The organism is Pseudoalteromonas luteoviolacea DSM 6061 (assembly GCF_001625655.1).
GTDB classification, from domain to species: domain Bacteria; phylum Pseudomonadota; class Gammaproteobacteria; order Enterobacterales; family Alteromonadaceae; genus Pseudoalteromonas; species Pseudoalteromonas luteoviolacea.
The window spans coordinates 93563-113707 of record NZ_AUYB01000093.1; the positions used below are offsets into that span (position 1 = coordinate 93563).

Consider the following 20145-nt stretch of genomic DNA (forward strand, 5'->3'; position numbering starts at 1 on the left):
TAATAATCATTATCACTAATAAAGATTGACGTGAATCATTCTAGCCAATATGTATCCAAAGCCTTAATCGCGACAGCAATATTTGCAGCGCCCCAAATCTACGCCAGCAAAAATGAAAAACAAAATTTAGAACACATTGAAGTTCAAGGTGTACAGTCGCGCCTGCAAGCGCGTGGCATTCTTAAAGACAGCATTGCTAAAACCGAATTGATTGACTCAGAGCAACTTAAAAACATGCAGGCTGCCAATCTAAGTGAAGCCATTGATAAAGCGTTGGGCATTAGAGTCTCAAACGAATGTTCAATGTGCGGTGCTAAACGTATCATGATCAATGGTATGAAAGGCGAGCACACCAACATACTCGTTGATGGTGTGCCATTACATACAATGCTGTCTGGGTTTTATGGCATGGACAGTGTTGCAACCGCTGGCATAGGCACCATTGAAATTGCGCGTGGCGCTGGGGCATCACTCACTGCACCAGAGGCCATCGGTGGCACCGTTAATTTGGTTTCACAAAAGCCCACTAAAAGCGGAGCGGAACTAGATGTGGCTTTTGGTAACTTGGACTACCGCAAGATTTCTATGGTCGCGATGGGGATCAGTGAGGATGACAAAAGTACTGTCAGTGTAATCGCTCAACATGATAGTCGTGCGCAATTCGACGGAGATAAAAACGGGGTAAGTGAGTCACCACTTCTTGATAATGATTCGTTAGCTGTGACACTTACTCATGACCTGTCTTTAGACACAACGCTAAAAGCGCGATATGGCCGCAGTCAGTCTGAAGTGTTTGGTGGACCGGTAATTGGCGATACGACCAGCTCCATCGCAGAAACATTGGCAAGCGTCAACAAAGGTGAAGCTGATAGTCTCTTTGTCGACAATGATGTGCGCAATCGTTACATAGGTCACCCTTGGGAAACCGCCGAGTGGGTTGACACACAACGTGAGGAGTGGCTCTTCACAGTTTTACATAGCCTAGATAGTAACCTTGCACTGGATGTCAGTTATGCCAATGTAGAGCATATACAGGATTCATTTTACGAGAGCATTGATTACTACGCAAAGGATGATATGCAATTTGCATCAGCCAAGCTCTACTACACCCTCAACAATCAACATTTGATAACAATGGGCTTCGATCATCGCGATGAAAAAATGCGCAGCCATACAGAGGCACTTGCTAATAATCCGCTATATATGTCCGATAGCTTCGACTACTCTGTTTCTGGGTTATTTATTCAAGATACATACACCCCCTCTATCGATTTTGAGTTAGCTTTTGCAATACGCTTTGATCAGATCAATGCTGATTTTATCGCGAATCAGGCGGTTGACGACGAAATTGATGAGACATTAATCTCACCGCGCCTAGATATACGCTGGTTTCACCATGATAACTGGACATCTCGCTTTTCGGTGGGACAAGGCTATCGTGCGCCATTGTCCTTTTTTGAAAGTGATCATGGGATATTAGACGCTGAGAAAGGTTACCTTGTTGATGTACATGATGTAGAACGTTCACTTGGCTACAATTACTCGCTGAATCACACAGCAGATAAGATCAATGCCACGTTATCTATTGCTTATACTCAAGTGGACAATTTAGCATCTTTGACACACAACCAATCTGGCACCCCTGTACTTGGGCAGTTAACTGAACGAGCCGATGTATTGGCATGGGACCTGGCCGTGAGCTATCAATTGACGTCTTCACTGCAGCTTGGCGGCAGCATTGAATCCTACCAATATAACGATGTATTTAAATCCTCATTTGGTATCGCGCCAACCGAACAAAGAGCAAGCGTCAACCTAAGCTACGAGCTCGATGCATGGGACCTCAGTGCAAACTACCTACATGTACCCAGCCGAGATCTGACTGACTATGGGTATGAAGGATACAACGACCAACAAGCAACTCAGGCCAAACAAACCAATGTTGGCAGTTATGGGTTGCTCGACTTTAAGGTTGCTTACGCTATCAATAAGCAATTTGAATTATATTTTGGTATCACTAACGCCCTAGACTACAACCAAGCAGAAGATGAAGACACCCCCATCATGTTCGACAACGAGGGCGGATATGATGTTACCTATATTTACGCGCCACTGAGAGGCAGGCAAGCCTTCTTGGGCTTCGACTATGACTTTTAAACAGCCGTTGCTTTGGCTCCCTTTGCTAGTGGCATCATTTTTTACGCATGCCGCTAGTCCTTTTTATCAATTAGAACTCACGGCCCTTAATAAGTACGCACCAAAGACGATGGCATACTATCAAGGTCAGGTGCTGGCATTGATGCTGGTGCAGCCAAATTGTGGCTGGTGCAAAAAGCAACACAAACTATTAGAGAGTTTGTTTAATGCTCAGCCAATTGAGTGTCGACGGTTTTCGGTTATGATGATGGCAACTGGCGCTGAAAAACGCCAGCTCGAAAGGGCAATGGCTCGCTATCAAACAAAATTCGCGACGGTCACACTGCCTAACTCGTTGGCTAATTCGCTCGAAAGCAAAAGTACGCCGCAAGTTTTCCTGCTGGATAGCAACGGCAATTTGGCCACATACCATATAGGATTTATGCCTGAAGCGGCGCTACTAGCTCACTTACAGACATTAACGGCTGATGCTGGTTGCCGCATCAGCGCAACCAAGATTAGTTAGCTTTACCTAACCAGTTTAAAAACCCTTTTGCGTCTGCTGTATTTGCAAATGCAATGTAGCTTAGGCCATCTTGGTGTTTCACCGCCATGCGGCACTTATTCATAGAAATTGATTGGACTGGCAAAGTGATTGCCACCTGCTGTCCTTGGTATAAGTAAGACATAATAAAACGCTCATAAATTAACTTTAATATCTTATTGCGAACAACGCATATCGATATTGATTTTTTACATGATGCCTTATTAAGGTCTGCACAATAGATGTACCGTTGTTTAGTACTCTACGGGATCATGCCAAAGCATGATTGAAAATTAGATAATTTCAAGACAGACGCATTAAGGCGCTAACTTTAAAACTATGACTGACTGGATCAAGGTAAGACATAAACACTGCCTATTTATGTGAGTAAAATAAGCAAGTTGGCCAGCATACGTTAACAGTGAAAAATATACAAGAGAAAAATGATATTAATATGGCATTTATACTTTTTTTCTTGCTAATGTCGTTTTTCATCTCACGAAGCGCCCACATATACGTCACGTTTATTTCCCAGTGGATGTATTTCTCTCAGTTTACTTGTTACTAAATTGGATATAAATCGTGCAATATTGACGCAGTAAAAGTATGTTATGACTATACTTAACGTGCACCGTGCTATTAAATTGAATTGCCATTGGAGGAGTCTAGTGCACAGACTTGAAAAGGAACTGTACGCTCATATACAAAAAAGCCCTGAGATTTTTAACTTTTTGGTTGAATGCTCTCTGGATGGCTTTTGGTACTGGGACTTAGAAAACCCAGCACAAGAGTGGATGAGTCCCAAGCTTTGGCAAACCTTAGGGTACGACCCAAATACCAAGCAACATTTGGTCAGTGAATGGCAAGATATTATCAATCAAGATGACTTGAAACTTGCAATGGAAAACTTTGAAAAACACAAAGCCGATCCAACCTACCCCTATGACCAAATCGTACGCTACACACATGCCACAGGTAAGACTATTTGGATAAGATGCCGTGGCCTGATAATACGTGATGAAAATGACAAACCTGTTCGTATGGTTGGATCTCACACCGATATCACCGAAATAAAAGAAAGCGAGCGACGCGCAATTGAAGCGCTCGAGGCACGAGAACAATTTTTTGCTCGTATGTCCCATGAAATTAGAACCCCATTGTTTGGTATTTTGGGGATAGCCGGCACGCTCAAAAGCGCAGTTGTAAATGACAAAATAGCGCAAGATATCAGCACAATTTTAAGTTGCGGTGAACAATTACAGTCCTTGCTAAATGATATTTTGACACTGGCAAAGCTAGATGCTGAAAAGTTATCCACCAGCATTGAGGTCGTTGACTTAGCAAGTGTATTTAGTCATATCCACGAATTGTACAGCGCGGCAGCTGACGATAAACAGTTAGCGCTTGAAGTGGAAACAGACAACGTTACAGGTATGTTTGTTAAGACAGACAAAGTGCGCCTAACCCAAGTACTCAGCAACTTGGTTAGTAATGCAATCAAGTACACTAAGACTGGTTCAGTCAAGGTGCAAGCAAAATTTGAGCGTGAAGAGTGCACTATTTCGGTTATAGATACAGGCGTAGGCATCAAAGATGTCGATGCTATTTTCAACGCTTACACACAAGAAGACACATCTTATGAAAGCATGGTCAGTGGCAGTGGTTTAGGACTCGAAGTTGTCAGTCAGCTCTGCGAGTTACTCAATTATGATTTAAGCTTTAATTCAGAAGTAGATGTGGGTACTCAGGTCACTATTTCGATGGCCGCAGTTCAAGCACAAACCCCAAGCGCCGAGCAAGAAAAAGTCAGTGAACCTTTGCCTGAGCTGTCGATTTCACGCACGTTGATTGTGGACGACAATGCTCTTAATCAAGTAATCACTACTAAGATGCTCTCTTCAATATGTCCAGACATTGAAAAAGCTTCCGATGGCTATGAAGCATTGCAAGTCATTAGCAAAAGCCCGCCATTTGATTTGATCTTACTCGATATCAATATGCCTAAAATGAACGGTTATGAAGTTCTTGCACTCATTAATACTATGTCACTCGATACACAACCCTACATTATTATGTTGTCTGCCGATGCATTTGAGGCAACTCAACAAAAGTGTTTGGAGCTCGGGGCAGACGGCTATCTCACCAAACCATTCACACAGCAAGAATTAACCGAGGCATTGAGTACTATGCCTGTTTCGAAATAGAGCACTGAGCAGTAATGATTTTTATGACTCCAAAACACCCCCTCCCTATACTTATATTTCTTGTCTGCACTCTGCTTTTTGCCGGACAAGCCTATGCTCAAACGCTCACCATCGCCATTGGTAATTACCCACCTTATTCAGGTGAAAAATTAAAAGGGCAAGGACTGATCCCCCAGGTCATTCGCGCAGCCTTCGCCCAACATAATATTCGAGTCGATTTTCAATTTATGCCTTGGGCTCGCAGCTTTATGGAAGCTAAAAAAGGCCTCTATGATGCATCTGCTTACTGGTATTGCACTGAATCAAGGCAGGAGTATTTCTCATGTAGCACTGCGCTGTATGAAGAGTCTGCAGTTTTCTTTTTTAACAAAAGCAATCCCATACCGGTTTGGAATACTTTAGAAGAACTAGAAAATTATCGTATAGGGGCGACTCGCGGCTACAGTTACACCGATGAGTTTTGGCGACTGGCTAAGTCAGGTGAGCTTGATGTAAATATCATGACCCGGGATGAACAAAACTTTTCCATGCTTTTAAAAGGCAGAATTGACCTATTTCCCATTGGCTTATTACCGGGAATGTACTTACTAGAGCAAAATTACCGCAATGAAAAAGGCGCGCTCAATTATCTGCCCAAACCACTTTTAACAGGCACACTACACCTACTCTTTTTGAAAAACCAGCCAACATCTATGCGATTGCAGAGTATTTTTAATGATGGGCTCGCCAAAATAAAGCAATCTGGGGAGTATCAGGCGATATTGGCCAAGTTTCATGAAGACAAACATACTAAGCAGCCAAACAATGCCCCATAAAACCATTTTTACTATCTCAGATGCACTCGATTTTGATGTTAGACAGTGGCTTGATAGCCAAGATTGGTCAATACAACACTTTAAAAATAGCCAAACATTTTTTGAGCAAGCGGACCTGACTTTACCCGCTTGCGTTATACTGCAACTAAATGATTCTATATTGCGCTACGCTAAGCTAATCCAACAGCTCTCAAACCAAAACAGCCCCATCATACCTGTTATCATTGAATCTCGCGAAACACTGCTTCCCCAAAAAGGCAGGCATGTGTGTGAGTCATTAAACTTTGTCGATTTACCCGTCGAAATTGAGCTACTTTCACAGCTCATAAAAAGTGCATTTGAAAGAGCCATAGAACAACAGCAATGCATTGAAATAAGCGCGATTTACTATGATAAGTTTACACTCAGAGAGCTTGATATCGCGCAACAGCTCGTCAACGGGAAAACAGTCAATGAAATAGCTGAGCGCTTATTTTTGGTGCCCAACACGATTGAAAAGTACCTAGAACGTATGCGCATTAAAACCAATAGCACGACATTAACTGCACTCACCAAACTACTCAACAAGTATCCACCCAGTTTAGATTTGCCAAAAAACACGCACTTATGAAAAACGCGGCTTTAGAGCCGCGTTTTTCATCTGGTGTACGAGTGATTAGCAAAATATATGACAAATGAAGTGCTTGGCGCCATTGTAGGCATCTTTTGCCGTATCTTCTGCTTTATCTTTGGCCGTATCAAATGCAGTGCCCGCAAAGTCACCCGCCTTTGCTCCATAATTATTTACCGCATCATCTACACTGATAATGCCACTAAACACCGCATCTTGAGCAGAAACCCCATACAGATTCATAGCCTGATCAAGCGGTAACATATTGGTCTGTACAAAGCGGATTGCTGGCACGTAGTACTGGGTTACAGCTTGATTGACAGTTAGCATATTTGAGTTAACGGCTTCTAGCCCACCAATTACGCCATTGCCAACCAGATCTGCGGTATCAGCCACTGAGTTAGTATCAATAACCACATTCACGTCCACATCTAAGCCAATCAATACAGCCAATTCTCCAGAAACCCCAACGGTAAGCTCTCCATCTTCGTAGCCCGCAGTGGCCCCAGCATTGATACCAACACCCAGACCTGCTTCAACTCCGCCTTCGGCATTGCCGCCTACACCTGCTAACGAGCCGCTGGCATAACCTGAAGCGGTGGCCATGATCCCCGCTTCAGCACCTGCTGAACCAGAAAGACCATAACACCCATCGCCGTAGCATAATTTGCTGTCACCTTCGACATTAGCATAGGCTGACAATGCCGCAGTGCCTTCGGTAGTCGCACTTGTGCCAGGTACAAAGTCCACTTCAACTTCTAACGTACTCGTCGCTGAAACAGTTGCTTGCGTACCTAACTTAACATGCTGAGAAATCTGCGTCTTATCTATGGTTAATTGTGCTTCAATTTCAGCGTCTACCGTCACCTCTACACCATACTCCTGCGAGGCAGAACCAACACCATCGACTTCCACAGAGCCACCAGCGGTTGCCACAGCACCCGCGCCGATATAGCTTCGCGCTTCGGCGTTTACACCGTCTGGACCAACTGAAAAAGACAGTTCAGCATCCGCCTCAGCATAGGCTTTGGCGTTTGCATAACCGTTAATACGTGCGCCACCAATCAACTCTTTACTAATCGACGTCTCCGCGGTAACACCAACTTTGAGTTCAACGGCTTTGTCCACTTCTACTGTAGGAAAGTCAATCGAAAAGACGCCTGACTGGATTTCATCTGCAATCAGTGCAAATACACCGTTGCCCATGGCCACTGAATTATTCACGACCGCTCCGGCTGGCACTCCTGCAATCAATACCACATTGCCTGGGCTAGTATTGACAGCTGCTGGCAATTGATATGTTTTATAGTAATCCGCAATCGCTACAACATTGTCTGTAAAGCGAATATAGTCAACATCGGTCATCAATAAACGCGTTACACGAGTTTGATCATAGCGATAAGTAAGGACCAGCGAATTACCTACTCGCTCAACCGTATAATTTTTTCGGCTATCCGCTACTTGAAAAACGGTACCGCCGCTGACGCTACGCTCCAACTCAGCATCATTAATAAAGATCTTTTGCTGAGATGAAACAAAGTTGCCATCATAACTCGCTGTTAATTCAACATTGACGTAAAAATCATGGTGGGCATTGCTGACATCCAGTTTCAACCCTATTGCGTCACTGGCATTAAGATCAATACTACCACCTTGAATCAAGTACTTATTGTTTTTGTCCAATAACACGACATCATGAGGTAAACCTGAGATAGTAACCGTCGCATCTTGAGCGACTTTTGGATTAACGATCACATTCAAAGGTACCGCTTTACCAACACCAAAACTACTTTTGATATCACGATACTTACCTTTTACCAAATACCACGGTTGATCAGCACTGCCTCTTACATAGCGGTCATTTTTCTCGGTAACGACCCAAATACGCCCATCGTTATCAACCGCGATCTCTTTAGCTTTTGCACTCAACTCCCCCTCACCGCCATAACTCGGAATATAATTTGGATCGTTAACTGGCACAGCTTTACTGGTGTCGCCAAAGACATCTGTGGTTGGATCAAATGGCGCGTTGCTGTCATACCCTTTTGCTTGTTTCGGATCAAATGCATCGGAAGGCGTAAAGTACCAAGGTGCAGAAATACCAAAACGATTTTTCACATACCCAGCGTTATCGATGCCCCATACCTGACCATCCGCGCCAACAGCGAGCTTTTTCATAAAGCCATCTTGAGTTAGCCAATCTCCGGATGATTTTTTACCATGCAGTTTGATTTCACCTTTGAGACCATTTCTCACATACACTTCACCATTTTGGCCGGTCGCTGCTGCCCAAACATAACCATTTGGCTGAACCGCCAATTGCGGAAAGAAACCATCCACTTGCTGCCAAGGAGAATCGAAGCGATCGCGAAAATACACTCTACCATCTTCTGTGCCGGCCCAAATGCCACCCTCTTTGTCGCTGCCAATACTGACAAAGTGCATCCCTTGATCGACATCGGTATCCACCTTCCAGTCTGTATTTTTAGAACGACTGAATACAACGCCCCGTTTATTGATGCCCCAATAAATATCACTGTGATGAGTCACTTGCTCAATAGGTTCGCCAAAATCAATACTGCCGCTTTTCGCAAATAGCAAATCATCGGCTTTTGGCGGCACCACATATACAAAATCATAGCGTTGTACAGGTTTTACAGAGTAAGGCTGAACACTGCCAGCATGGACTTCTACTTGTAGCGCGAATTTACCAAAAAAACCCTGTGGAATATTAAGTAGCAGCGCATCATTTTGTAATGCTTTCAAATCAACCACTTGCATATATGTGCCATTTTTATTTTTCTTAGGCAGCAATGCATTACCCTTTATACTTACACCTTTTGGCAAGCCCGAGACCGTCACTGCACGGTAATCTTGCGGTACACTTAACTGAGGCACAGTAAATGGGTAATCCGCAGATGTGGTACGAGTTGTGCCAGCTCGTGCACCATGCAAATGCATATAATCGCCACCGGTCGCATGGTCTATCACGCTACCACCCATAATATCTTTCTCATTTAATGGGTAATTGGCAATTAAGTGTGGCGTGATCGCACTTAAGACTGCTCGATTATTTGCTCTGAGCTGTTTTTGAGTACGCGCGGTATTCCATATTCTAAAATCATGAATAGCACCTTGAAGTAACGCATCTCCACTCCAAGCACTTCGACCAATGTAACGATGGCGGCGCGGTTTCGTACTAGGCAAGTTCATGTTGTTGTTAGTCGCAACCAATTCACCATTAATATAAAGTTTGGCCGTGCTTGTATCGTGTTCAAAGGTTGCAGCCAAATGAGTCCAATAGCCAATAGGTATCGCTTTGGGAGAGTCAACCACGGTCTCGTGACCGTCGCGGTATACGCTGAATCGTGGTTTGCCTGTCTTAGCAATTGATGTGGCAAAAATAATATTGTCTTGACCTGTTTGGTTGAAAAAATCTAGCAAGCGTGCAAAATGCGTCACTTGGTCAACTTTAACCCAAGCTTCAATTGTAAAGCTTCCAGAGACGTCAATATTTTTCTCGCTCACTAATTCCGCATAATCATCTTGTCCATCGAAAACTATAGACGATGCTACGTCGCGCTCTAGTACTCTATACTCTTGTGCTGCAATCGTTTGCGAAAACACGCTAAACAAAATAACAAGCGCATATTGAGTGATCCGCTCAATACAGTGTTTCAACATTATTAATAAACCCTTTCTTTGACTTTAAATCGGAATCACGAAGACGTGACTCGAACAATAGAAATAAGCAATACCCAAAAACGAACTATCTAGAATGGAATATTCCTAAAGGCGGTAGGTTATCACAGCAAGTAATACTAAGTGGTGTGAGCAGCAAAAAAGCCAACCCAAAAGAACCAAAAAAATCTGCAAAAGCGGCTGATTTAGAACAATTATCAATCGATAAATAAAAATGAAGTAACGGTCATTATTAAACTCACCACCTAATATTTGAGAAAAAATTGAAATATATATCTAGGACCATCGGTCTTTAACGATAATCAATTTTCTAGGAGTTCACATGCAACATAAAACACTAATTAATTTGGTGACCGGGTTGACAGCATTTAGCCTGTTTATCTTTGCGTTGTCCATGATGCTAGGTGGGAATGATCGATATGTGCAAACCGCATTAAAGTTTTATTACCTAGATTCGGCTATTTCAGACGTGCTAGCGGCGCAGTTGCTAGGCGGGTTCATTGTGATTATCAGTGCTTTACTTGTCTCTAGGCAACCCGCTTTTAAAAACGCCTCAATGTGGGGCCTTACAGCAATTGCTTTATTGTTTTTAGTCACTCTGTTTTCAGAGTCTCGATGGATACAGTCTCATGGCGGCTTTCCTGTAATTGGGTCTGGGCAAGGGATTATCAAATACTTCGCCTTGTTACCGATCGCTGTTTATTTGTTTGCAAGAGAAAAATTCAGCACTAGGGCTCACCTTTGGTTTAACTTTTTTCCAGTGGCCGTCGTATTACTTTGGATTGGCGGCATGAAGTTTTTGGAGTTAGAAGCTAAGGGCATAGAACCATTGGTTAGTAACTCACCGTTTATGTCTTGGCTATACGATTTATTCTCGGTGCAAATGGCTTCAAATCTAATCGGCATTTACGATATATTCTTCACCGCTTTGCTCGGCGCAGCAATATTTTTACGCCATAAACCGCTATTTGTTATATCTGCACTTGCATGTGGCGCAGTGTTTGTGATGACACAAACTTTTCTAATCACAACTCCTGGAGCACTCAGCGTTTCAACACTGCTTACAGGAACTGGTCAATTTGTCATTAAGGACATTTGGTTTATATGTAATTTATTGATACTTCATCATCTAATCAATCAAACAACAGACTCAACTAGTACTGAGATAAAATCTGAACAACAGTCTTCCATGGCTTAGTTAAATATCAAATCAAGCAGTGCTGCCTAACGTCAGCCTGCCTGATTTGTACATGCGGTATCATCGGTTTTTCGAACTAACGTTTTCACTGTAAATGTATTTCTGCCAACTTCTTTCGCACGGTACATCGCTTGATCGGCTGTCTCGAGCAATTGAGCGCTGTCACTCTCACTATCCGGTCTCATTGAACTTGCCCCAACGCTAACCGTAACAAATGGGCCCACACTGGACTTCTCATGAAGAATCTCCAACGCGACCACCGTAGTCAGGCACTTTTCACAAAACGCATCTACTTGCTCAGTGTCTGGCAAAATAAATATAAACTCTTCACCGCCAATACGCGCAAAGACGTCACAGGCTCGCTGTGCCAATTGACTGAGTGCTTTTGCCACTAAACACAAACAACGATCTCCCGCTACATGTCCATAAAAATCGTTATATTCTTTAAAAAAATCGATATCAATTACTACTAAACTAATGGGGCTACCTACACGCACCGCACGGCGCCACTCTTTCTGCAATTGCATATCAAAATGGCGACGGTTCGATACGTCTGTCAGGCCATCTACTTGGGTCATTGTTAGAAGCTTCGCATTCGCTTTATCTAACTCTCTCGTTTTAATCCTAACCGCTTGCTGAATCGCGATTTGGCGACGATACAACAGGCGAACATAGAAAAACATCAGTAATGTCATCAGCATCCCGATGAACAAAACAACCATTGGAGTCGCTGACGTTCGGCTTTGTACAAAGTTATATGAGGGCGACGCGCTGATCACCCAATTCCTTCCCCAAACATCTAACCAAGACTGCTGTTGGCCCTGTGAATTGAGTTGATTGTGATACAAAATTTGTTTTTGCATACTGTCGGTGACGTCTTCAATAACAAACTCAATATCACCTTCATTTTTACCTAACTTTGAATGTGCAACTAAATCGTTCAATTTAAACACCCCCATCACAAACCCACGAATATTCGCCCGTTTATCTGCAACGGTGAGTGACAAATTATCGTAGATTGGTCTCAGTGCAATAAACGCCTTTTGTTTTTGAGGATCTTGCACCAAAGTAATGCTCGCAGTCACAAGTGGCAATGCCAGATCTCGAGAGGTCGTGATTATCTCTCGCCGAACTTGATCTGAAAATAAATCAAACCCCAGTGCCGCTTCATTCCCAAATAGGGGTTCAATATACTGAATAGGATAGTACTGTGCACGATTGTGTGCGGCTTGCATTTGCCCTGCAATGCGCTCGGTAATAGCGAAATGCACATAATTTTGGCGGTTTTCTTGTTCAAAACCAGCTCGATGTGTGTGCGCAACCTGAGGAACCCATTGCAAAGCTTGAACGCCAACTTTGGTTGCTAAAATACTGGATGCAATGTGTTGAAACTGCGCCTTGCTCGCATTCGGCCGTACCTTAAAAAGCACCGCCAAACTCTGCAAAGCAGAGAGGTTATTCATCACTGTTTCTTTGAAAGAGTCAACGCGTAGGAAATATTCTTTATTGAACTCTTGCATGATTGAGGATTGCTGCTCTTGATGCAGCATATACACCAGTGACCCTGTAAAAAGGCTGCCCGCAATTAATACACTGAGCTGCATACCAAGCGCCACTCTCCGCTGTGTGATGTCCATGATCAATCCCTTCATAAGCACGCTATTGGGCAAGTATAGACCACCATATAAAACCTGCGACTGGGTCAAAAATGGCTTTCGGTCTGTCCGATTGGTGTCTTACCATAATTAATATGCTGATGGATTAAATTCGGCAGACCCGATGAACTCTGCTATGATCGCGTATCCAAGGCAATATCGCCAATCATAGACGAGGTAAAGGTCATCCCTTATCACCTCAGTACAAAGAGAGTATGCATGAACTTTTCTCAACTTGGGTTATCCCAAGTACTTCTGAACACGCTTGAGACTAAAGGGTACAGTACACCTACACCAATTCAACAGCAGGCAATCCCAGCCGTATTGAACGGCCAAGATGTCATGGCTGCGGCACAGACAGGAACTGGAAAAACGGCGGCGTTTACTCTGCCACTGATAGAAAAGCTACTCAGCTCACAACAGCCCCATGCTAATCAAGCGCGCGTGTTAGTACTTGCCCCAACACGAGAACTTGCAATTCAAATTGCTGAAAGTGTCGAAACATATAGTGCTGGGACTCGCATCCGCAGCACGGTTGTCTATGGAGGCGTGAAGATCAACCCACAAATGATGCAGTTGCGCAAAGGGGTCGATATTCTCATAGCAACGCCTGGTAGGCTGCTGGATCTATATCAGCAAAATGCGGTCAAGTTTACTGAGTTGTCTGCATTGGTGCTCGATGAAGCAGATCGCATGCTAGATATGGGCTTTATCCATGATTTAAAGAAAATTATTAGATTACTGCCTAAAAAACGTCAGAACTTACTGTTTTCTGCAACTTTTTCTGAGCCAATCAGAGAGTTGGCGCAAGGGTTATTTTCCTCACCAGTGGAAATCTCGGTTGCTGCCGAAAATACTACGGCCAAAACAGTCATTCAGAGCGCTTACGCATTGGACAAAGCGCAAAAAAGCAAATTGCTATGCCACTTTTTACTCGCAAAGAAATGGCAGCAGGTATTAGTTTTTTGTCGCACTAAACATGGCGCAAATCGCCTCGTTACTTTACTAGAAAAAAATCACATTAGCGCAGCCGCTATTCATGGTAATAAATCACAAGGCGCCAGAGTTAAAGCACTCAACGGCTTTAAATCAGGGGAAGTCAACGTCCTAGTGGCAACAGACATTGTCGCCAGAGGCCTAGATATCAATGAGCTGCCCTATGTCGTGAATTACGACCTACCTAATACCTATGAAGATTACGTGCACAGAATTGGCCGTACGGGCAGAGCAGGAAGCGAAGGGGTTGCAGTGTCTTTTGTTACAGCAGCAGATGCGGATGATCTTTATGGTATTGAGCGCTTTATTGGTGCACTTATTCCTCGCGCTGAAGAGCCTGGATTCGTGCCGCAAAACCCCGTTCCAGAAAAGCCACTGGATACTCGACCAATCAAACCGAAAAAGCCAAAGAAAAAGAAGCCAAAAACATCCCCTGAACAAACTGAGAATGCCGCTACAAAGCAAGCAGATAAAGCAAGTAGTAGTAATAAAAGCCGCTCAGGACAACGCACTAAGCATGGGAATAAACCTAAGCGTAGCCCAAACTCGCAAAATTCGGGTAAACCCAACTCAAGAACAAAAGCCAGTGATAGCCCGCGCACCAACCAGCCGCGTAAGCCTAATACGCGACGAAAGCCCAACTAGCGTCATTCGAGCCCAATCTAAAGGTTGGGCTAATTTTCACGAGATTTAATTTTCAAACAAAAACAAGCGCCTCCGAGGTCAGCAAGCCCGTCAATAACCTTGATATTACCTTCATGCAACTGTGCGATAGAATGCGCAATGGCCAGACCTAATCCACACCCGCCAGAATCTCTAGAACGACTTGGATCCAAACGTGTAAAAGGTTCAAAAATACGCTCCCGCTTACCGGGAGGAATACCTATACCATCATCTTCGATATAGAAAAGCGTATGTTGTTCATCAACTTGTATTGTCACAATACACTTTTGCTGGGCAAATCGCCCTGCATTGCGAATAATATTGATCAACGCACGACGCAGCAGGTTGTAATCGGCAACAATACTCACGTCATCGCATACAGCGCGATATGTGATACCTGGATAAAATCCAGAGACTTGCGCAATGGCATCTTGCAGTAACTCTTTGCATGAAATCGACTGCCACTGCATAGCGGTGCTACCGTCTTTTAGTTTGGCGTAGTACAGCAGCTCTTTGACCAATTCATCCAACCCCACCAGCGCGCTTTGTATGGTATTTTTAAGTTCAGCTTGGGCGTTAAGGTCGGCATCTTCAAGCATATCTAGAGCAAACTGAATACGCGCCATAGGGCTTCTAAACTCATGGGCTACACCATGCAAAAGATCACGCTGGAGATTTAATTGCTCCATACTCTGCTGTTCATTTGTGGCTAAATAACCATATAACTCGCTTAGCTGTGCTTCTGTACTTTGCGCTTTTTCAATATCGACAGGTAATACGGCTGCAAGCTGAGCTCTCAAAGAGAGGTGCGCTCGATACATCGTGATCAGCAATACAGTGATCCCAACACCATTAATAAAACAAGCCATCAGCCACAAAAACCAATCCGCGAACCAACTTAGCAAACTATTATGTATAACCGGACCAATCATCAAGATCTGCCCATTGGCTTGCATCAAATAGATGCTGGCGGTTTGTGCATCCACAAAAGTTTGGTCTGGCAGCAAAGAGGATAGCTGTTCTAGCAAAAATGGATCGTCTTCAAATTGATTTATAGGTAAAGAAAGCACAGGGCTATCCGATAGTCCGACGAAGCTTTGCAAAGCCTCGTCCACGGGTCGAACATCGGTATTTTGTATGTGCTCATCTATGTCATCAGCAAGCTGGTTAAGAAAACGTTCGTATTGAGCCAACGACGCTTCTTGGACTTCAAAGTACACATCTTCCATCAACCATTTTGCAGATAGCATGTTGATTAGCACCATCACTCCTACCCAGGTTGTAATCAATTTACCGTTAATCTGCAATGAGATACCCTTTGTTCCGTATGGTTTTTATGACCTGAGGCTGCTTAGGATCATCACCCAATTTTTTGCGCAGTCGCGAAATTCTTAGATCGATTGACCGATCCATTGCGTCATACTCAAGATTGAAAATCTTACGATGTAAACTATCGCGGGAAATGATACTTCCCGCTGATTGAGCGAGCACCCAAAGTAACTCAAACTCTGCACTTGAGAGTGTGACTTCTGTATTAAGGTAACTGACAGTGCGATTACGCCAGTCTAACTGAAGGCTGCCATCACACACTGTTCGAATGTCTTTATGTTGCTCTTGTAAACTTGACTGACGGCGCAATTGCGCACGTATATGGGCCAACAAAACTCTGGGTTTTAGCGGCTTGCAAAGATAGTCATCAGCGCCCACTTCAAGCCCTGTTACTTCGTCAATATCATCCACCAGCGCTGTCAGCATGATAATCGCACCGCTAAAGTGAGGACGAATTTCACGACAAATAGTCAGGCCGTCAGTGCCCGGCAGCATTAAATCAAGAATAATCAGATCAGGCTGCACCTTAAATACATACTCTGCAGCGCGACGGCCATCGTTTAGCACATCTACCATAAAGCCATTTTGCTCTAGGAATTGGCTTATTAAGGCCGTTAATTCTCGATCATCGTCAATTAATAAAATTTTTTGCATAACACTCACTAAGATACAACAAATATTCTATTCCATCCAAAGTTGTCTGCAAAGGAAATGGGGGACTAAGGCCCCCTGTTTAGTTTACTTGTCTACACAGTGTATAAATCACTTGATTGTAGTCACTGGCAAATTGGTATTTTGCAACGCGACTACTTCGAGCTTGCGAGGGATACAACACATCCCCCTCACTCCTCCAATACCGAACACCACATTGGGCTTTAAGTTGTTCGGCTTTTTGCTCTTCAAACCCAGGAATAACCAAGCGTCTACTCGCAAATACCAAAAACCGATAGTCTTTCTCAGATTTGGCTTGCGCAAGCAGAGCCTGCAACTCAACTTCTTCTGCTTGATCACTTGCCCTGTTGTTTGACAACTCTGCACACCCACCTAGCCAAACTAATCCGGCAGCAATGGTTGTATATTTTAGCTTTTGCGCCTTCATACTCACTTGCTCCGTTGACGCCTTAGGCCCAGCAGCAATACGCCTAATAAAGACCAAAGCGAACCACTGTCAGAAGAGTTATCTGTATTGTTATCTGGTGTTGGCGTAGGTGCTGGATCTGGGGTTTTAGTCTTCGCTTTTACCGTCACACTAACTTGGGCAGTCGCAGTCGCCCCCTGTGCATCAGACACCGTATAGGTTATCTGTTCTTGTCCAGAAAACGCTGTCGGAGCTGAGTATTTGATAACCTGATCTTCAAACGTTACAGTGCCTTTACCGGTATAATCCACTGCTTTAATTTTTAACGCATCACCGTCTGGATCACTGTCGTTATCAAGTACTTTAATTTGGGCTTGCTGCGCACCATATTCAACACTCAAAGAATCATTTTCTGCCACAGGCGTATCATTTACAGGCGTCACTGTAATACTCAACATAAATGGATCGCTTTGCATCTCACCACGTTTTGCAATGACCTGTGCCTCTAATACACCATGATAATTTGCCTTAGGTGTAATCGTAGTCCCTTGTACAGTGTAGTTACTACCACCAGCAATTTGAATCGCGTCAACACTTTGGGCTGTTGCCATGGTTAAGTCGCTTACTTGCACTGTGAGTGATTTATCTTCTGCAATTGACAATGGTTTTTGTCCAGTTACTTTTGGCTTTACGACAGCGCCAGACTCATTGGCTATCGAAAAATTACCACTGTTAACGGCAAAGAAAATGTTGTCACTGCAACGTACCATCACCCTTGCTTTATCTGTAGAGATTTTAGGTAAAGCCACTTCAAACTGTCCGTTATTTGCCACTTTATTGGCTAGAGTCGTGGCAAATTTTGTACCGCCATCATCTGACAATAAAATGTCCACTTGAGCACAATTTATAGGCGCCTTTTCACTGTCCGCAGTGTGCCAGCTCACAATCTGCTGGCTTGTGCGCCACTGAGAGCTGGCGTCGGGTAATTTAACTGCAAACCCTGCATCATTTGCGACAACCGAAATACGCATATCATCTTCAGAGACACCGCCCTTACCATCTCTAACCAATAAACGGAAATCAAGCGAACGATTACTTGTTGCATACGCCTCGCCGTAACTCAGTGATCCACTTAAAACATCAGCCATTTTTGGCAGCGTTCGCTCAGCAGACTCAGTGGGGTTAAACGCGCGGAATAGTGGACGTCCACCCTCGTCAACACTGTCGCTTTGTTTGCTGTCCGATGCACTGCCAACATTGTACTGTTGCCAACTATAACTGAGTGAATCGCCATCAGCATCGCTCGCACTACCAATTAATTTAAAAGGTGTTCTGGCCGGAATCGTATAGTCTTGTCCTGCATCAGACTGTGGGCGTTGATTTGTTCTTGCCGTATGAGTTCCACAACTTTTGCCTGCCTTTTCTCGTGTGAAGGCCATCATTTGCTCCAGAGAGTGGGCGTGAAAATAGGGGTCAGAATTCGCTTGAAGATCCTGTTCATCACAAATGCCTGCATAACCCATGATGGTGGACCCGCTGCCCGGCTCATAAGCACTGGTACCTACCCTATTACCTGTACAAGCCCCAGCTGTACCATTAAAAGTGTGTTCGGCACCTAGTTGATGCCCGATTTCATGGGCAACATAATCGACATGAAATGCATCGTTGTCAGGCTGCTCGCTGCCTGTAACACCTTCAGCTTTTAGCTCTGTACATACCACCTCAAAACCAGCTAGGCCGCCCCCGCCAGTGCCAACAAGATGACCGACATCGTAATTTTCAAGGCCTATATGCTCATTGATAACCGCACTGATTTTGTCAATATCCGCATCGGTGTTATCAAATGGATCGCTGCTGGCGTCGAGAAAAATGAGTTTGTCACTGCCCGCAACTAACTCAAAGCGAATGGCCATATCACGGCTATAAACGTCATTAAGTCGATTTACCATAGTGACCAGTGCTGACATCACACTTTGTTTCGTGCCTCCATGGTATTTTGCATACTCCCCAGTTGTGGCCACCGCCAATCGATATACTATCTCTGAATTTGGCAAATCAGCCTTTAATAAATCACGCTCTTGGTAATGCAATGAGCTTTTCGCCCCATGTCTACGAGGAGAATGTTGGCGCATCTCACCCACAGGCTTCTTTTGCCCCTGGCGCGTGTATACAGAGTATGTGTTATCCGTATGCTTTTTGGGATCAATGTATATGTGCTCGCCTTGGTAGCTAAACATGCCATAAAAGCCCTGTTCATCTACGTTAAAATGACCACGATGGGACGGGTTACCTTTTTCAACACCTGTGAAAGTCCTAATATTGGGATACCTAGTCGCAAGCTCAGGCGCCATTACTTGAGAAGGTGATAATAAGAATGTCACCATCTCTCCCGACGGCAGTGGCAACATAACCTCTAAAACTCGCTGCCCCTCAACATTGAGTGCATGCCTAAATGCTGACTCACTTAAAGTATAAAGTTTATGATTTCCTTCAAGGCTGCGGCTTTTATCAGAGCTTTCCCAATAACTAGACTGAGCGCAAGCTGCTGTTGCCACAATATGGCTGACTAAAACCGCTAGTAGGTGTTTTTTCATAATAGGATCCTGTTGTCATTGATTGTAAGTGCGTAAATGACAATAACTGAGAATACACTGGTCAAGGGTAACCAAATGTGGTGGTTTTGTATCACGTCAGATACAAAACAGGATTCTATATTTAAATCATACTGATATAACAGTATTTTGAGAATTTTTTGGCGAATCAAACGCTGTATTGCGATCAATGAAAGGAAACTCAGAACAATGAAACGTCCGAATAAACGTTACAAAAAGAAAGAAGGAAGCCAGTACCGCACTCCTTGCGGTCGTATTCGCAACACACTCTGGAATGTTGACGATACGTGGCGGCCCTCCTTGAAAGATACTTCTAACCATTTGTTATGGTTTTTATATCCATGCTAGTTAAACAACTAACATCTCAAAACTTGACGCGCAGTTAAATGTTTTTAGTAAAAAGGAACTACGATACCTTTTTGAACAAATTAACTTACCACTGTTTATACGCTCTCTGGCTTATTCTTTTACTACTTTGACTGACATTGCATCCTAGCTGCTCCAGCATCCTGGCTGATTTAGCTTCCTGGCTGATTCTGCTTCCTGGCTGATTCTGCTTCCTGGCTGATTCTGCTTCCTGGCTGATTCTGCTTCCTGGCTGAT

14 protein-coding genes are annotated in these 20145 nt (G+C 43.8%); 7 read left to right on the forward strand and 7 right to left on the reverse strand.

Annotated features, from left to right (window positions below; translation table 11 throughout):
- Positions 1–30: 30 nt before the first annotated feature.
- Positions 31–2157 (forward strand): TonB-dependent receptor plug domain-containing protein, encoded by a 2127-nt coding sequence (locus N475_RS07095; protein ID WP_162269588.1) that lies wholly within the window; start codon positions 31–33, stop codon positions 2155–2157.
- Entirely contained in the window at positions 2147–2662 is a 516-nt protein-coding gene (locus N475_RS07100) for a TlpA family protein disulfide reductase (RefSeq protein WP_063357309.1), read from the forward strand. The genes N475_RS07095 and N475_RS07100 overlap by 11 nt, the downstream gene beginning before the upstream one ends.
- On the opposite strand, the gene N475_RS25375 is transcribed toward N475_RS07100, so the two are convergent.
- Positions 2655–2825 carry a hypothetical protein gene (locus tag N475_RS25375; RefSeq protein ID WP_155730899.1) on the reverse strand — a complete coding sequence of 57 codons (171 nt, stop codon included), beginning with the start codon at positions 2823–2825 and terminating at the stop codon, positions 2655–2657. The genes N475_RS07100 and N475_RS25375 overlap by 8 nt on opposite strands.
- 523 nt (positions 2826–3348) lie before the next feature.
- Here N475_RS25375 and N475_RS07105 point away from each other — a divergent pair.
- From N475_RS07105 to N475_RS07115, 3 genes are read left to right on the forward strand one after another with little or no spacing between them, the layout of a single operon-like run.
- Positions 3349–4884: a hybrid sensor histidine kinase/response regulator gene (locus tag N475_RS07105; RefSeq protein WP_063357308.1), complete on the forward strand. Its 1536-nt coding sequence runs from the start codon at positions 3349–3351 to the stop codon at positions 4882–4884.
- Between the two features lie 23 nt (positions 4885–4907).
- On the forward strand, positions 4908–5699 hold the full coding sequence (locus N475_RS07110; protein WP_162269589.1) for a substrate-binding periplasmic protein: 792 nt from the start codon (positions 4908–4910) through the stop codon (positions 5697–5699).
- Complete coding sequence (locus N475_RS07115) at positions 5689–6309, forward strand: LuxR C-terminal-related transcriptional regulator (RefSeq protein ID WP_063364949.1); 621 nt, start codon at positions 5689–5691, stop codon at positions 6307–6309. The genes N475_RS07110 and N475_RS07115 overlap by 11 nt, the downstream gene beginning before the upstream one ends.
- A 45-nt stretch (positions 6310–6354) precedes the next feature.
- Here the strand turns inward: N475_RS07115 and N475_RS07120 are convergent, their stop codons facing one another.
- A complete protein-coding gene (locus tag N475_RS07120; protein WP_063364950.1) occupies positions 6355–9993 on the reverse strand; it encodes a LamG-like jellyroll fold domain-containing protein in 3639 nt (1212 codons plus the stop codon).
- A 340-nt stretch (positions 9994–10333) separates the two neighbouring features.
- Here N475_RS07120 and N475_RS07125 point away from each other — a divergent pair, with 340 nt between their 5' ends.
- Positions 10334–11209, forward strand: coding sequence for a DUF417 family protein (locus tag N475_RS07125; RefSeq protein ID WP_063357304.1), 876 nt, complete (start codon positions 10334–10336; stop codon positions 11207–11209).
- Positions 11210–11241: 32 nt separating this feature from the next.
- Here the strand turns inward: N475_RS07125 and N475_RS07130 are convergent, their stop codons facing one another.
- Positions 11242–12846: a diguanylate cyclase domain-containing protein gene (locus N475_RS07130; RefSeq protein ID WP_063364951.1), complete on the reverse strand. Its 1605-nt coding sequence runs from the start codon at positions 12844–12846 to the stop codon at positions 11242–11244.
- 237 nt (positions 12847–13083) lie between these two features.
- Here N475_RS07130 and N475_RS07135 point away from each other — a divergent pair, with 237 nt between their 5' ends.
- The gene (locus N475_RS07135; RefSeq protein ID WP_063357302.1) at positions 13084–14505 is read left to right on the forward strand and encodes a DEAD/DEAH box helicase; all 1422 of its coding nucleotides are present in this window, start codon (positions 13084–13086) and stop codon (positions 14503–14505) included.
- Positions 14506–14534: 29 nt separating this feature from the next.
- Here N475_RS07135 and N475_RS07140 read toward each other — a convergent pair whose 3' ends face one another.
- The 4 genes from N475_RS07140 to N475_RS07155 all read right to left on the reverse strand — a co-directional run bounded on the left by N475_RS07140 (position 14535) and on the right by N475_RS07155 (position 19524).
- Positions 14535–15773 carry a sensor histidine kinase gene (locus tag N475_RS07140; RefSeq protein ID WP_162269590.1) on the reverse strand — a complete coding sequence of 413 codons (1239 nt, stop codon included), beginning with the start codon at positions 15771–15773 and terminating at the stop codon, positions 14535–14537.
- A gap of 46 nt (positions 15774–15819) precedes the next feature.
- Complete coding sequence (locus N475_RS07145) at positions 15820–16506, reverse strand: response regulator (RefSeq protein ID WP_063364953.1); 687 nt, start codon at positions 16504–16506, stop codon at positions 15820–15822.
- A gap of 79 nt (positions 16507–16585) precedes the next feature.
- Positions 16586–16951, reverse strand: coding sequence for a hypothetical protein (locus N475_RS07150; RefSeq protein WP_063357299.1), 366 nt, complete (start codon positions 16949–16951; stop codon positions 16586–16588).
- A 2-nt stretch (positions 16952–16953) separates the two neighbouring features.
- The gene (locus tag N475_RS07155; protein ID WP_063364954.1) at positions 16954–19524 is read right to left on the reverse strand and encodes a reprolysin-like metallopeptidase; all 2571 of its coding nucleotides are present in this window, start codon (positions 19522–19524) and stop codon (positions 16954–16956) included.
- Between the last annotated feature and the right edge of the window lie 621 nt (positions 19525–20145).

Coding starts and splice junctions, on each gene's coding strand:
- N475_RS07100 (WP_063357309.1), top strand. CDS start 2,147: ATGACTTTTAAACAGCCGTTGCTTTGGCTCCCTTTGCTAGTGGCATCA.
- N475_RS25375 (WP_155730899.1), bottom strand. CDS start 2,825: ATGTCTTACTTATACCAAGGACAGCAGGTGGCAATCACTTTGCCAGTC.
- N475_RS07110 (WP_162269589.1), top strand. CDS start 4,908: ATGACTCCAAAACACCCCCTCCCTATACTTATATTTCTTGTCTGCACT.
- N475_RS07115 (WP_063364949.1), top strand. CDS start 5,689: ATGCCCCATAAAACCATTTTTACTATCTCAGATGCACTCGATTTTGAT.
- N475_RS07120 (WP_063364950.1), bottom strand. CDS start 9,993: ATGTTGAAACACTGTATTGAGCGGATCACTCAATATGCGCTTGTTATT.
- N475_RS07125 (WP_063357304.1), top strand. CDS start 10,334: ATGCAACATAAAACACTAATTAATTTGGTGACCGGGTTGACAGCATTT.
- N475_RS07130 (WP_063364951.1), bottom strand. CDS start 12,846: ATGGACATCACACAGCGGAGAGTGGCGCTTGGTATGCAGCTCAGTGTA.
- N475_RS07135 (WP_063357302.1), top strand. CDS start 13,084: ATGAACTTTTCTCAACTTGGGTTATCCCAAGTACTTCTGAACACGCTT.
- N475_RS07140 (WP_162269590.1), bottom strand. CDS start 15,773: ATGCTATCTGCAAAATGGTTGATGGAAGATGTGTACTTTGAAGTCCAA.
- N475_RS07145 (WP_063364953.1), bottom strand. CDS start 16,506: ATGCAAAAAATTTTATTAATTGACGATGATCGAGAATTAACGGCCTTA.
- N475_RS07150 (WP_063357299.1), bottom strand. CDS start 16,951: ATGAAGGCGCAAAAGCTAAAATATACAACCATTGCTGCCGGATTAGTT.
- N475_RS07155 (WP_063364954.1), bottom strand. CDS start 19,524: ATGAAAAAACACCTACTAGCGGTTTTAGTCAGCCATATTGTGGCAACA.